11 protein-coding genes are annotated in these 12,850 nt (G+C 74.2%); 2 read left to right on the top strand and 9 right to left on the bottom strand.

All coding sequences use genetic code 11. From position 1 onward, the window contains the following. Window positions 1-6 precede the first annotated feature (6 nt). A complete protein-coding gene (locus tag ABGA99_RS22450; protein WP_347583295.1) occupies window positions 7-780 on the bottom strand; it encodes a hypothetical protein in 774 nt (257 codons plus the stop codon). 247 nt (window positions 781-1,027) lie between these two features. Between ABGA99_RS22450 and ABGA99_RS22445 the strand changes: the two genes are divergently transcribed. Together ABGA99_RS22445 and ABGA99_RS22440 are read left to right on the top strand one after the other, a co-directional pair. Then, window positions 1,028-1,477 carry a hypothetical protein gene (locus ABGA99_RS22445; RefSeq protein ID WP_347579954.1) on the top strand — a complete coding sequence of 150 codons (450 nt, stop codon included), beginning with the start codon at window positions 1,028-1,030 and terminating at the stop codon, window positions 1,475-1,477. Between the two features lie 42 nt (window positions 1,478-1,519). Beyond that, the gene (locus ABGA99_RS22440) at window positions 1,520-2,413 is read left to right on the top strand and encodes a hypothetical protein (protein WP_347583294.1); all 894 of its coding nucleotides are present in this window, start codon (window positions 1,520-1,522) and stop codon (window positions 2,411-2,413) included. Here ABGA99_RS22440 and ABGA99_RS22435 read toward each other — a convergent pair. From ABGA99_RS22435 to ABGA99_RS22400, 8 genes are all read right to left on the bottom strand, one after another. Beyond that, window positions 2,400-3,422, bottom strand: a complete 1,023-nt coding sequence (locus ABGA99_RS22435) for an AraC family transcriptional regulator (RefSeq protein ID WP_347579956.1) — start codon at window positions 3,420-3,422, stop codon at window positions 2,400-2,402. The two genes, ABGA99_RS22440 and ABGA99_RS22435, sit on opposite strands and share 14 nt — an antisense overlap. 149 nt (window positions 3,423-3,571) lie before the next feature. After that, entirely contained in the window at window positions 3,572-6,610 is a 3,039-nt protein-coding gene (locus tag ABGA99_RS22430; protein WP_347583293.1) for a family 16 glycoside hydrolase, read from the bottom strand. Window positions 6,611-6,709: 99 nt separating this feature from the next. Beyond that, the gene (locus ABGA99_RS22425) at window positions 6,710-7,642 is read right to left on the bottom strand and encodes a dihydrodipicolinate synthase family protein (protein ID WP_347583292.1); all 933 of its coding nucleotides are present in this window, start codon (window positions 7,640-7,642) and stop codon (window positions 6,710-6,712) included. A 49-nt stretch (window positions 7,643-7,691) separates the two neighbouring features. Then, window positions 7,692-8,285, bottom strand: coding sequence for a 3'-5' exonuclease (locus ABGA99_RS22420; RefSeq protein ID WP_347579959.1), 594 nt, complete (start codon window positions 8,283-8,285; stop codon window positions 7,692-7,694). A 56-nt stretch (window positions 8,286-8,341) separates the two neighbouring features. Beyond that, entirely contained in the window at window positions 8,342-9,607 is a 1,266-nt protein-coding gene (locus tag ABGA99_RS22415; protein WP_347579960.1) for an ROK family transcriptional regulator, read from the bottom strand. Between the two features lie 171 nt (window positions 9,608-9,778). Continuing rightward, window positions 9,779-10,507 (bottom strand): SRPBCC family protein, encoded by a 729-nt coding sequence (locus ABGA99_RS22410; protein WP_347583291.1) that lies wholly within the window; start codon window positions 10,505-10,507, stop codon window positions 9,779-9,781. 27 nt (window positions 10,508-10,534) lie between these two features. Then, the gene (locus ABGA99_RS22405) at window positions 10,535-11,731 is read right to left on the bottom strand and encodes a VWA domain-containing protein (RefSeq protein ID WP_347579962.1); all 1,197 of its coding nucleotides are present in this window, start codon (window positions 11,729-11,731) and stop codon (window positions 10,535-10,537) included. Between the two features lie 72 nt (window positions 11,732-11,803). Further along, on the bottom strand, window positions 11,804-12,814 hold the full coding sequence (locus ABGA99_RS22400) for a MoxR family ATPase (protein WP_347579963.1): 1,011 nt from the start codon (window positions 12,812-12,814) through the stop codon (window positions 11,804-11,806). Window positions 12,815-12,850 lie beyond the last annotated feature (36 nt).

Below are 12,850 nucleotides of genomic sequence, written 5' to 3'. Positions count from 1 at the left end.
CCGCGCTCAGTCCTCCTCGGCCTCCGGCCGCAGCGGGCGCCAGTACTGGCGCGTGCCCTCCTCGCGCAGCACGTAGCCGAGGCGCTGCGCCTCCTCGCGCAGTTCCTCCACGTCGGTGGCGTTCTTCTTCTTGAGCGCGTGCTCCCGGGCCTTCACCACGGCGTTGGCCGCCGCGGACAGCTCCGCGGAGTCGCGCACCCAGCGGTGGTAGCAGCCGGCGTACGGGTCCTCGTGCAGCCACCGGTAGCCGTGCGCGGTGAAGCCCCGGGCGAGGTCGGCGGACTCCAGGTCGGTGGGCCTGCGCAGCAGTTGGCGGGAGGCGGCGTCGAGGATCACCAGCCGGTCCTTGTCCAGGAAGGCGGCGGCGACCTCGGCGCGGGCCAGGATGCGGGACTCGCCGTCCTTGTCGATCCGTATCGTGTCGTCCTCGAAGGTCACGCGCATCGCCAGTACGTACAGGAGGAGCCCGCCGCCCAGCCCCAGCACCAGCCCGACGACGGGTCCCGCGACCGCGGTCCAGCCGTCGTCGAAGGAGGCGACCAGCTCGAACGGGCCTTTCATCGGCGCCCACTTCAGCCCGGCGACCTCGTCCGCGACGCGCGGCACGAGCCAGCCGAGGAAGAGGCCGAGCGCCGGCAGGCCGGCGAGCAGCAGCAGGCGGTACAGCAGGCCGGGGCCCACCGTGGCGGCGGCGCGCTTGCGGAGGCGCTCGCCGCCGGGGTCGCCGGGGTCGCCGCCGTGGCGGTCGTCACGGGACATCGCGGGTGCTCCGGAATCCATCGTCGTTCGTCCTTCCTGCCGGTCCCGGGCGACGCTACGGACGCGGGGCGGGGCGGCGGATCGGCCGAAGGTCTGCGGAGCCCGGCGCGGGTACGACTTTGGTCGCTTTCCGGGGCCGCGGCGGGCCGGGCCACGCAGTGTCCAGGAACTGTCCACTCAGCGACAAGGACTCGCGCCCTCCCTGCTGGAACGCTGTGAGCAGGCGTTCTCGCCGTCAGAAGACCCGGACCTCCCGAAGGACGTTCACGTGCGAACCAAGTCCATGCTCACCGCAGTCACCGTCTCCGCGGCGTCCCTGGCCGCGCTCGGCACCCTCTTCACCGCCCCCGCCCAGGCCGGGCCGCGCGGCGGCTGCGACCAGGACAGTCAGAGTCCTCGCGTCTGCCTCTTCGAGAACACGAACTTCAACGGCGGTTCGTCGGGGCCGGCGTCATCGGACCACTGGCGCACCTTCGTCGGCAGCGACGACGACTTCCGGAACAACAACTGGCTGAACCGCAGCAGCAACGACAGCGGTGACGGGATGGACAACGAGACGAGTTCCCTCAAGACCAGCATCGCCACCTGCGCCGTCATCTACCAGCACCCCAGCCGCACCGGCGCCTCCTCGCTGCTGTTGCAGAACCTCTCCGCGGAAGAGCTGTACGGCACGGGCATCGGGGACAACCGGGCCAGCTCGCTCGACATCACCTGCTGAACCCACCGATCCCCGCCGACCGAACGCACAGGAGTACATGCGGTGTTCCCTCGCGCCCCGGGCGAGCGCGGCCCGCTGACGCGGCCGGCTCTCCTGCTCGCCGCCGTGGCCCTGGCCACCGGTTGCGGTTCCGCCGCGCCGGAGGCCGGGTCCTCCCGGCCCGTCGGGCAGCCGGCCGACCGGATCGTCCTGCCGTTCGACGACTACCGGCTCACCGCCGGCGACGTCGCCGTGATCCAGGCGGCGGAAGGCGAGCTGATGCGACAGTGCATGGAGCGTGCGGGCCACAGCTGGACCAGGCCGCCGGCGCGGACGGCGGCGGGGGCGGCGGGGGACCCCGGGGCGGCAAGCGGCGGGAACGACCGCCGCTACGGCGTGGCGGACGAGTCGACGGCGCGGCGGCACGGCTACCACGTGCCCGACGACCCCCGGGAGGCCCGTGACCTCAAGGCGCAGCGTTCCTGGCTCGCCGCCCTGGGCCCGGCCGAGGAGCGGACCCTCCTCGGCGAGGGCGGCTGCGCGGACGAGGCCGCCGCGCGGCTGAGCGCCGGTGGCGCCGTGCCGGGAGCGGAGTGGTTCACCGCGTACGACTTCGCATCGGTCGACGCCTCGGCCGCCGCCCCGCCGGTCCGGTCGGCCGTCTCCCGGTGGCGTACGTGCATGAGCGAGCGGGGGTTCGACTACGACACCCCGCTTGCGGCGATCGAGGACCGTTCCTGGAACCTCGACGCGAAGCGTGTCACCTCCCGGGAGATCTCGGTCGCCGTCGCGGACGTCGGGTGCAAGCGGGAGAGCGACCTCGTCGCCGTGCGGGCAGCCGCCGAGACGGGCATCCAGCGTGATCTGATCGCCCGGGAGCCCGGGAGGTTCAGGGAACTGAAGCGGGACCTGGAGCGCTACCGGCACAACGCCGACAAGGCCCTCAACGGGGGCTGACCCCGGCCGGCGGCCCGGCGGCGGACGGCGAGGAGGTGCCGGGCGTGGTGAGCGCCGCGCGCCGGTAGTCGCGGGGCGTCAGGCCGTAGGCGGCGCTGAACGCGCGGGTGAAGACGGCGTGGTGCTCGAAACCGCACCGGCTGGCGACCCGGTGGACGGGCACCGCGCGCTGCGCCGGATCGCCGAGGATGCGCCTGGCCCGTTCCAGGCGCCGGCCGCGGATCCAGTCCGCGACGGTGGCCCCCGGCCCGTGGCCGCGGAAGAGGCGGTGGAGGTAGCTCGGGGAGATGTGGTGCGCGGCGGCGACGGCCGCCGGTGTCAGCTCGGGATCGTGCAGGTTCCGCAGGATGAAGGACTGGATCTCCAGGGTCCGGGTCCGTGCGCGGGCCTCCGGCGTGAGCAGGTCCTCGGCGTCGGTCTCGCGGGCCAGCAGCGCGGACAGCAGGTCGACGAAGACCGTCTCCAGCCGCGGCAGGTCGGCGGCCGTGTACACACCGGCCTCGTCGACCAGCCCCCTGAGGAACTCCGCGAGTAACGCGCCGATGCCCGAGCGCCCCGACAGGCCGCGGCCCGACACCCTTTGCACCTGAGCCGGGGCAAGCGCCAGCGCGGCGCGGGGCACCTCGACGCTGACCGCCTCCACCCGCTCCCGGACATGGACGGCCAGGGCATGGGAGGAGTGGTTGGTACGCAGGTCGTACGGGCCGAACACCGCGTCGACGCCGCCGTCGTCGACCCCCACGGCCCCCCGTACGAGCAGCGAGAGGTGGAACATCTCCGGGTCGCACTGACGGATGAGCCGCGGGGTGCGCCGGACGACGACGGGATCGATGACGTTCGGCCACACGAGCACCCGCTCCATCTTCAGCAGGCGCATGTCGGCGTGGAAGCCGGGACCGGGACGACTGCCCAGGTCGAGCGGAGCGTGCAGCCTGGATATCTGATCGCGCCACGCCTCCGCACGGTCGGCAGCCGGCACGTCCTGCGTGCGGAACAGTGTCTCGATCACCGCGCCCCCTCGGTCGGATGCCGCACATATTATTCGCCCCGCGCCACGCCCTGGCCGGGTTCCAGGGCGAGACCGGGCCGGGTCCGGGCCGGACGTGCACCGGCCCCGGAGCCGTGGGGCTCCGGGGCCGGTGAGGGCTCACCGCCGGATCACAGGGGCTGGACGGTGATGTTGCGGTAGCGGACCGCGTTGCCGTGGTCCTGGAGGCGGATGGCGCCGGCGACCGGCGTCTCCGCCTTCCCGGCCCCGGTGGGGCCGTCGACGGCGACGTCGTCCTGGACCTTGACGCCGTTCCACACCACCGAGATACGCGCGTTCTCGGTCTTCTTGCCGTCCGCGTCGAAGCGGGCGGCGCGGAAGGTGATGTCGTACGTCTGCCAGGTGCCCGGCGGCTTCGCCGCGTTCACGTCGGCCGCCTTCTTCTTGTAGATGGCGGCGGCGTCGTCGTTCGCCAGCGGGTCCTTGCCGTACGAGTCGAGGATCTGGACCTCGTACCGCTCCTGGAGGTACACGCCGCTGTTCGCGCGGTCCTGCCCGGTGACGTCCGGCGGCAGTTCGGGCAGCCAGAACTCCACGTGCAGCTTGAAGTCCTCGTACGCCTTCTTCGTGCGGATGTCGCCGCAGCAGACCTCCATGGCCTCGCCGTCGAGCAGCGGCCACTCCGGCGTCCTGCCGTCCACGTGCTGGAAGGCGGAGCGGTCCGCGCCGTCGAAGAGCGTGACGGGCTCGCCGCTGGGGTGGACGCTGATCATGTCGAGGTTGACGTGCCCGGTGTCGTCCCCCTCGTTGACGTAGCGGATGGTGTTCCTGCCCGCCCGCAGCGAGACCTTCTCGGTCTTGGTCGTCCACTCCTTCCAGGTGCCGGTGGACGCGAGCTGCGCCTGCTTCACCTTCGTGCCGTTGACGTACATGCTGACCGTCTTGGTGCCGGTGAAGGGGTCCGGGCCGTTGGAGTAGCGCAGTCCGACGTCGTAGGTGCCTCCCTTTTGGGTCGTGACGTCGAACGTGGTGGAGGCGCCCTTGGTGCCGTAGCCGGCGGCGAAGCCGCGGCCGGAGTGGCCGGCGTGGTCGTAGGCGAGCTTCGCGCCGCCGTCGAGCCGGGCCTCCTCGGCCTCGTACGCGGTGGGCACGCGGTCCTCGTCACCGGGGATGTTGTTCAGCGTGTACCACGCCTCGGTGCTCCACAGCTCCTGGCCGCCCTCGGCGGTGAACGGGCGCGGGGAGCGCACGTGCACCACGTGGCCCGGCTTCAGGCCGGGGATCTGAAGGGTGACCTTCTTGCGGTCGTCCGACAGCTCCGCGGAGGTCACCGGCAGCACCTCCTCGTCCACCTTGGGGCCGCCGTACTCGGGGGTGGGGACGTAGCGCCACTGGGTGACCGAGTAGCTCTCGGCGAGCGCGTCTGCCGTCTCCTGCGACAGCGGCTTGGTGTACCGCATCTCGAAGCCGGTCCTGGTGGCGTCCATCGAGACGATGTCGAAGGCGTCGTTCCCGCCGGGCGTCAGCTTCTGCAGGCCGTGGGTCAGCTTGCCGGGCTGGCCCCAGTTGCCGCCCGCGCCCAGGCCGCCGGCGTAGATGGCGCCGTCGGGGCCCATGCTGATGCGGTTGACGCCGGCCTCCAGGCCCTGGGTCATGCGGAAGACGGCGCCCTGGTAGTCGCCGTCGACCTTCTGCAGGTCGGCCCGCTGGATGCCGCCGTAGGTGACGTCGCCGAAGAGGAGCTGGCCCGCGAACGTGCCCTTCTCCATGTACAGCGGCGTGCTGGGCGAGTTGGCTATCTCGTTCTGCGGCAGCCAGAGCACGGGCTGGGTGACGGGCTTGTCGTCGAACGGCCCGTCGGGGTTGGTGTAGTGGTTGAAGAAGCGGTCCTGCTTGACGTGCAGGAGCTTCGACGACGGCAGCCAGCCGCCCTGGTTGTCCAGGACGAACAGGTCGTCGTTCGGCCCCCAGCCGATGCCGTTGGGGGTGCGCAGACCGCCCGCGACGTAACTGACCTTGCCGGTCTTGCGGCTCACCTTGACGGTGGTGCCGCGGTTCTCGGCGGGCTGCGGGTCGGTGGTGGCGCCGCCGTAGTTGATGCTGACGGACAGGTTCAGGTAGAAGAACCCGTCCTTGTAGAGCAGGCCGAAGGCGAACTCGTGGAAGTTGCCGCCGAACGGCCAGGTGGCGACGGTCTCGTACGCGTCGGTGACGTCGTCGCCGTCGTCGTCCTTCAGCCGCGTCAGCTCGTGCTTCTGCGAGACGTAGAGGGAACCATCGACATACTTGATGCCCATCGGCTCCTTCAGGCCCTCGGCGACCTTCTCCACCGTCACCTTCTCGGGCGAGGTGTCGCCGGTGACGTTGTCGAGGAGGTAGACCTCGCCGGTGACGTTGTCGGTGCCGCCCCAGGTGGCCACCGCGAGCCGGCCGTCGGGCAGCCAGTCCATCGCGGACACCTGCGGCTCGAAGCCCTCGGGGCGCAGGTCGGTCAGCTTGAAGTCCGGGTGGACGCTGTTCAACGGCAGGCCGTCGCCGGGCGAGTCGGTGAAGCCCTCGCACTCCTTGCGGCCCGGCGCGGTGACGCGGACGACGCCGGCGTCGGTGCTGAGCACCGAGTTCGGCACGGTGGTGAAGCCGCCGGCGCCCGGGGGCTGCCAGGCCAGGGTGACCTGCTGGCCGCCGCCGCGCTCGAAGTGCTCGATGAACAGCGAGTGGTAGCCGGCGGTCAGCTCGACGGTGCCGTCCTTGGGGGGATCGGTGCCGTGCAGTCCGTCGTGGTCGATGACGACCTCGTTGTCGATGAGCAGCCGTGAGCCGTCGTCACTGGTGAGGCGGAAGGTGTACGTGCCGTCCTGGGGCACGTTGACGTTGGCGATGGTGTGCGAGACGAAGTTGTCCTCGAAACCGAAGTCCCCGGCGGTCGAGAAGTCGATCTGCGGCATCAGCTTGTCGACGTTCGGGGTCTGCGCGGGCTTGAGCGTACAGATCTCGTCGAGCGGGACCTGCACGTCGTACGTGCGCAGCGTCACGCCGGGCTCCTGCGGCGGGAGTTCGGCGAAGGGCTGGTTCTGCGGGCCGGGGGCCCGTTCGGGGTCGGGTGCGGGGTCGGCGCCGGCGGGTGCGGCCCAGACCCCGCCGACGAGGAAGGCCGCCGCGAGCACCGTGGTCATCCGTCTGCGGACTCGTTGGTACAGCCGTGCGGACATTCGTTCCTCCAGACGCGAAAGGGGGCGGGAAGAACCTTCGGATTCCGGGCGGGTGCGGCGCTGAGCCTAAAGACTTCGTCCGGGCCTGTCCATACTTTGTCATCCGAGAGAAAAAAGTTCCGGAACCAGCTCACGGGCGTCGCGGCGGGCGGGGAGCACGGCCTCCTCGGGCGCGGGGGTGGCCGGCCAGCGGGTGCGTACCCCCGTGTCGGCCCAACCGCCCACGGCGGCCAGGAACTTGTCGAGCGCCGGATTCGACAGGCCGCGGGCCTGGAGTGGCGCGATGTGCCGGCGGAACAGCTCGGCCAGCCGGCGCTGGACGTCCAGGGCGGCGGCCGGGTCGGTGTGCATCGACTCGTACCAGCGGACCGAGCCGGCCGGGGCGAGGGCGGCGACGTTGGAGTAACTGCCGTGCGCGCCGCGGGCGATACCGGAGGCCAGCAGATGGCCGGGGACGAAGACGGAGCAGCGGGCGGCGTCCGGACGTACGGCCTCGTACCAGTCGTCGTCGCCGCCCGCGGTCTTCAGCCCGACGAGCGCGGGCACGTCGTCCAGCAGCCGGCCCAGCAGCGTGGGTGACACCGGGGTCTTGGCGTGCGGCGGGTTGTAGAGCACCAGCGGCACCGGATCCGCCGCCTCGGCGATCCGGGCGAGGAACGCGACGGCCTCGTCGTCGGCGAGCGGCAGCCAGTCCGGCAGGATCACCTGCAGCGCGCCGGGCGCCAGTTCGCGGGCGCGGCGCACCCGGGCGAGGGCGGTCTGCGCCACCGGGTGGGAGGCGCCGATCTGGAACGGCACGCCCGCGGCGGTGCACCGCTCGGCGAGCAGTTCGTTGATGCCGTCGAACTCGTCCTCGGTCAGGGTGTGGAACTCACCGGCCGTGCCGTGCGCGTAGATCCCGTGCAGGCCCGCGTCCAGCAGCGCGTCCAGTTGTCCGGCCAGCCGGCCCCGGTCGATCGCGTCCCCGGCGTCCAGCGGCAGCAGCAGCGTTCCCCAGACCCCGGTGATGTCCTTCGCTCTGAGTGGTGTCATGCCTGGAGCGTACGAGCCCGGCGTCGGGGGCCGGCACGGGCCGTTGGTCCTAGAGCCAGCCCGCGGGGAGCGGGGCGCCCCCGTCGTGGAGATGCCGGAGCGCGGCGGCGATGGAGTGGCAGTCGAAGAGCGCCGAGTGCTCGGCGCCCGCAGCGGGCCTGGACAGGCCGAGGACCTGCCAGAGCCTGCCGGAGTTGGCCGACGCGGTCTGCGGGGCGAGGGTGTTGAGCCAGGGGCGCACGTTGAGGAAGCCGTGGGACAGGAAGCCGTGCGCGACCTGCTCGCCGCGGGCCCGGGCCCAGCCGACGTTCTCGCCGAGCACGATCATGTCGTTGCCGTACGAGAGCACCGAGCGGCCCGCGCAGAAGCCGAGGAAGTCGCCGAGCGCCGCCGCGGGGTCGCGGCCCTCGCGGTCGACGGTCTCCTGGTCGATGCCGGTCAGGTCGGTGAAGTACGGGGACAGCCGCGGGTTGACGACGGGCCGGACCAGGGTCTCGAACTCCTCCGCCACCGCGAACTCCGCGTCCAGCCGCAGGGCGCCGATCTGCACGATCTCCCGCAGCTCGCCCGGCGCCGACCAGTCCCGCTCCGGTGCTCCCGGCCACGTGGTGAACTCCAGGTCGAAGACGATGAATGACGGCACGGGGCCCTCCTCCGGTTGCGCGGCAGCCAGCGTACGGCCGCGGCCGCCCGGAACGATCAACGGGGGTGGCCGGCGGCCGTGTCGCCCGGCTTTGGTCCGGCGGCGGGTTCGGTGCCGGCGGTCCCGGTGCCGGCGGTGTGCGCGGCGGCGAGGCGGGCGTCGGCGCGGTCCGGGGCGTAGAGGTCGTCCACGACCATGGCGGCGGCGCCGACGAGGGCGGAGCGGTCGCCCAGCCGGGCGGTGACGACGTCGAGGTGCGCCGTGGTCCGCGGCATCGCGCGCCGGTAGAGCAACTCGCGTACGCCGGTGAGGAACGGCACGGAGGACAGCTCGCCCGAGATCATCAGCACCCCGGGGTTGAGCAGCGTGACGACCGTGACCAGCACCTCGCCCACCCGCTGCCCCGCCTCCCGGGCCAGCCGCACCGCCTCGGGGTGCCCGGCGGCCAGCAGGTCGCGCACGTCGGAGCCGGACGCCGCGGGCACGCCGAGGCCGTCGAGCCGGGCGGCGAGCGCGTGCCCGCTGGCGACGGCGGCGAGGCAGCCGTAGGAGCCGCAACTGCACAGCGCCTCCCGGCTGTCGTGCAGCCGTATGTGCCCGATGTCGCCGGCGCCGCCGTCGATGCCGCGGTAGATGCCGCCGTCCACGACGACGCCCGCGCCTATGCCGGTGGACGCCTTGACGAGCAGGAAGGCGGCGCAGTCGGGGAAGCCGGCGCGCTGTTCCCCGTACGCCATGAGGTTGGCGTCGTTGTCGACGAACACGGGGAGGTCCGGGGCGCCGCCCAGCCGGGCGGCGAACGTGCGCCGCAGGTGTCCGGTGAGGGGATAGCCGTCCCAGCCCGGCATGATCGGCGGCTCCACGACCCGGCCTGCGGCGACGTCCACGGGGCCGGGCACGGACAGCCCGATGCCGCACACCCGCGCCGCGCTCTCCCCCGCCTGTGCCAGCAGCGGGCCGAACCAGCGGCACACCTCCGCCAGCACCGGCTCGGGACCGTCGCCGATGACCAGCGGCCCGGTCCTCTCGGCGAGTAAGTTGCCCGCGAGGTCGAGCACGGCGGCCCGGCCGTGCCGGGTCTCCAGGTCGGCGGCCAGGACGACGGCGTGCCGGTCGTCGAACTCCAGCCGGGCGGAGGGCCGTCCGCCGGTGGAGGTGCCGGCCACCTCGCGGATCCAGCCGGCGCGGAAGAGCTGGTCGAGGCGGAGCCCGACGGTGGACCGGGACAGCCCGGTGGCCCGCTGCAGCTCGGCGCGGGTGGGCGCCTGGCCGCTGCGGATGAGGCGCAGCAGGCGGCCCGCGCTCGCCGGGTTCCCGGCCATCGTCCACCCTGTTCCCTGCTCGTCGGCGCGCCGGGGGCACCGGTGCGCCGGCCGGTCGGCCGGTCCGCGCGCGCCGCCCTGGTGCGGGCGCGCTCCCCCGGAGAACAGAAGTACCACGCGGGGCCGGCGACCGCCGAGCGGGGCGGGGTTGCGCGGGCGCCGGGCGGGGGTTCAGCGGCGGTGGCGTGCGCGGCGTACGGCCAGGGCGACGGCGGCGAGCGCCGTCGCGACCGCGGCTCCGGCGGCGGCCCGCTTGGCGACGGGGACGCCGGCCGTGCGGACCAGGTCCAGCGGCTTTGACCCGGGGTCGGCGGTCCGTACCGCGGGGGCGGCGGGCCCGGCTCCGGACGGCGGCCCGGCTCCGGCCCCGGCCGCGGTTTCCGCCGCTGCTTCGGCCGCGGCGGCCTCCCCGTCCGGCTCCCGGTCAGGGCCCGCGCCCGTGGCGGTCTCCGCGCCGCCGTCCGCCAGCTTCCCCGCCAGGCACTCCGCGAACCGCCCCACCAGCCGATCGCCCACCTCCGCCAGCACCCCCCGCCCGAACTGCGCGGGCCGGCCCGTGACCGCCAGGTCCGTCACCACCGACACCCGCGTGCCGCCACCGGTCTCCGTCAGCTCCCCGGTGACCGTGGCGCGCGCCGTACCCGTGCCGCGGGTCTCCTTGCCGTTCGCGGAGAGCACCATGCGGCGGCCCGCCCCGTCCTTCTCCTGGAAGGAGGCCGTGCCCCGGTAAGTGAGCGTGATCGGGCCGACCTTCACCTTCACCGTGCCGCGCACCGTCTCGCCGTCGAAGCTCTCGACCGCCGCCCCCGGCATGCAGGGCGCGATGCGCTCGATGTCGAGCAGGGCCCGCCACGCCTCGTCGGCCGGTACGGGAACGGTGAACTCGTGCCGCAGCTCCATGGCGGTCCCTTCGTTGCCGGTTCGTCGTCATGCGTCGGCCGCTCCCCTCACGACCGCCGCCAGCCGTTCGAGTGCGGCCAGGCTGTGCCCGGCCACGAAGGTGTCGACGTGTGGCAGCACCGCGGCCATGCCGCCGGCGAGCGGCGCGTAACCGGGGCGCGCCTTGCGCGGGTTGGCCCAGACCACGCGGTGCGCCAGCCGGTGCAGCCGGCGGGCCTGGGCGCCGAGCAGGGTGACGTCCCCGCGCTCCCAGCCGTCGGAGAGCACGACGACGACCGCGCCGCGGGCCAGGCCGCGCTGCCCCCAGCGGTCGAGGAAGGCCCGCAGGGTCTCGCCGAGCCGGGTGCCGCCGCTCCAGTCCGGCACGGCGGTGCCGACGGCGGCCAGTGCGGCGTCCGGGTCGCGGTGGGACAACTGCCGGGTGACGCGGGTCAGCCGGGTGCCGAGCGTGAAGACCTCGGTGGCGGGGGCGGCGCGGGCGGGGCGGCCGTGGCGGGCGGCGTGGGCGAAGCGCAGCAGGGCGTCGGCGTACGCGGACATGGAGCCGCTGACGTCGAGCAGCAGGACGACGCGGCGTGGCTTGTGCACGGGGGCGCGGTGGCGCAGGGCGGCCGGTTCGCCACCGCCGCGCAGCACTTCCCGCACGGTACGCCGCGGGTCGACGGCGCCGCGGCGGGCCGGGCGGCGGCGGGCGGTGCGGCGGTGCTCGCCGCGGAGCGCGAACGCCGTGCGCAGCCGGTGCAGTTCGGCGCGCTCCGCGGCGGTGAGCCCGGCGATGTCGCGGTGCCGGAGCACCTCGGCGGAGCCGGCGCGGGCGGCGGCGGGGGCCGCGGGGCCGGTGCGGTCGCCGTCGTCGCCGGGCGCCTGGACCGCGGCGGGAGCGGTGCGGCGGACGCGGGGCGGTGGCGTGGTACGGGGCGGGCGCGGGGGCACCGAGCGGTCGCCGAAGTACGCGGCGAACGCGCGGTCGTAGGGCGCCAGGTCCTCCGCGCGCCCGCAGAGCGTGAGCCGGCCGGCCCAGTACACCTCGCCCCGCCCGGTACCGAGCGCGTCCACGGCGCCGAGGAACGCCTGCACCCGCTCGCCGCCGGCCGGCACCCCCGTCTCCCGCAGCGCCCGCGCGAACCCGAGGAGCACGGCGACGCCGTCGCCCCAGCCGCCGGGTCCGGCCGGACCCGTGGCACCGGCACCCGGGCCGTCAGCAGCGCGGCCGGCATCCGGCACACCCGCGTGGGGCCAGCCCCGGCCCGTACCCCGGCGGCCCCCTTCCGCTTCCCGCTCTCCCGCCACCGCGGGTCAGCTCCCCCGGGCCGCGGCCAGCAGCCCGCGCAGGTCCAGTGCCGTCGCGCGCTCGGTGTCCTCGCGGTACTTCAGCACCGAGCCCAGGGTGGCCACCGCCAGGTCCGCGTCCAGCTCCGTCGCGCCGAGCGCCGCGAGCGCCTCGGCCCAGTCGATCGTCTCCGCCACCCCCGGCGGCTTGACCAGGTCCATGGCGCGCAGCTCGTGGACCGCCGCGGTCACCTGCTCCGCGAGCCGCCGCGCCACCCGGGGGCGGCGGCTGCGGACGATCGCCAGCTCGCGGGCGTAGCCGGGGTGGGCGAACCAGTGGAACAGGCAGCGCCGTTTGAGCGCGTCGTGGACCTCCCGGGTGCGGTTGGAGGTGAGCACGACCACCGGCGGGGTCTCGGCCCGCAGCGTGCCCAGCTCCGGGATCGTCACCGCGTACTCCGACAGCAGTTCCAGCAGGAACGCCTCGAACTCGTCGTCCGCGCGGTCGATCTCGTCGATCAGCAGCACGCTCGGGTTCGTCCGCAGCGCGCGCAGCAGCGGCCGGGCCACGAGGAACCGCTCGCCGTACAGCTCGTCCTCCAGGCGGCCCGCGTCCGTGGCGCCCGCCGCCTGCGCCGCCCGCAGGTGCAGCAACTGACGCGGGAAGTCCCAGTCGTAGAGGGCCTGGGAGGCGTCGATGCCCTCGTAGCACTGGAGCCGGATCAGCGGCGCGCCGAGGACGTCGGCGAGGGCGGCGGCCAGCGCGGTCTTGCCCGCGCCGGCCTCGCCTTCGCAGAACAGCGGGCGGTGCAGGGTGAGGGCGAGGTGGCAGGCGGTGGCCAGGCCCTCGTCGGCGAGATAGCCCGTGGCCTCCAGCCGGGCCCGCAGGTCCCCGACGGACGCGGGCCGCACGTGCGTTGCGGGTACGGGCCGTGCGGCCCCTGACGCGGACCGCACGGCCTCCGGTGCCCGCGCGTCGCGGGCGACGCCGTGCGGCCCGCGCCTCTCCGGCTCCCCCGCCGGCTCCTCACGCGCCACCGCGCTCGCCTCCTCGGGCTCCGGCCGTCCCGTCCC

It is taken from the genome of Streptomyces sp. B5E4 (genome assembly GCF_039871555.1).
In the GTDB taxonomy this organism is placed as follows: Bacteria; Actinomycetota; Actinomycetes; order Streptomycetales; family Streptomycetaceae; genus Streptomyces.
This window is presented reverse-complemented; position numbering and strand designations above follow the sequence as displayed.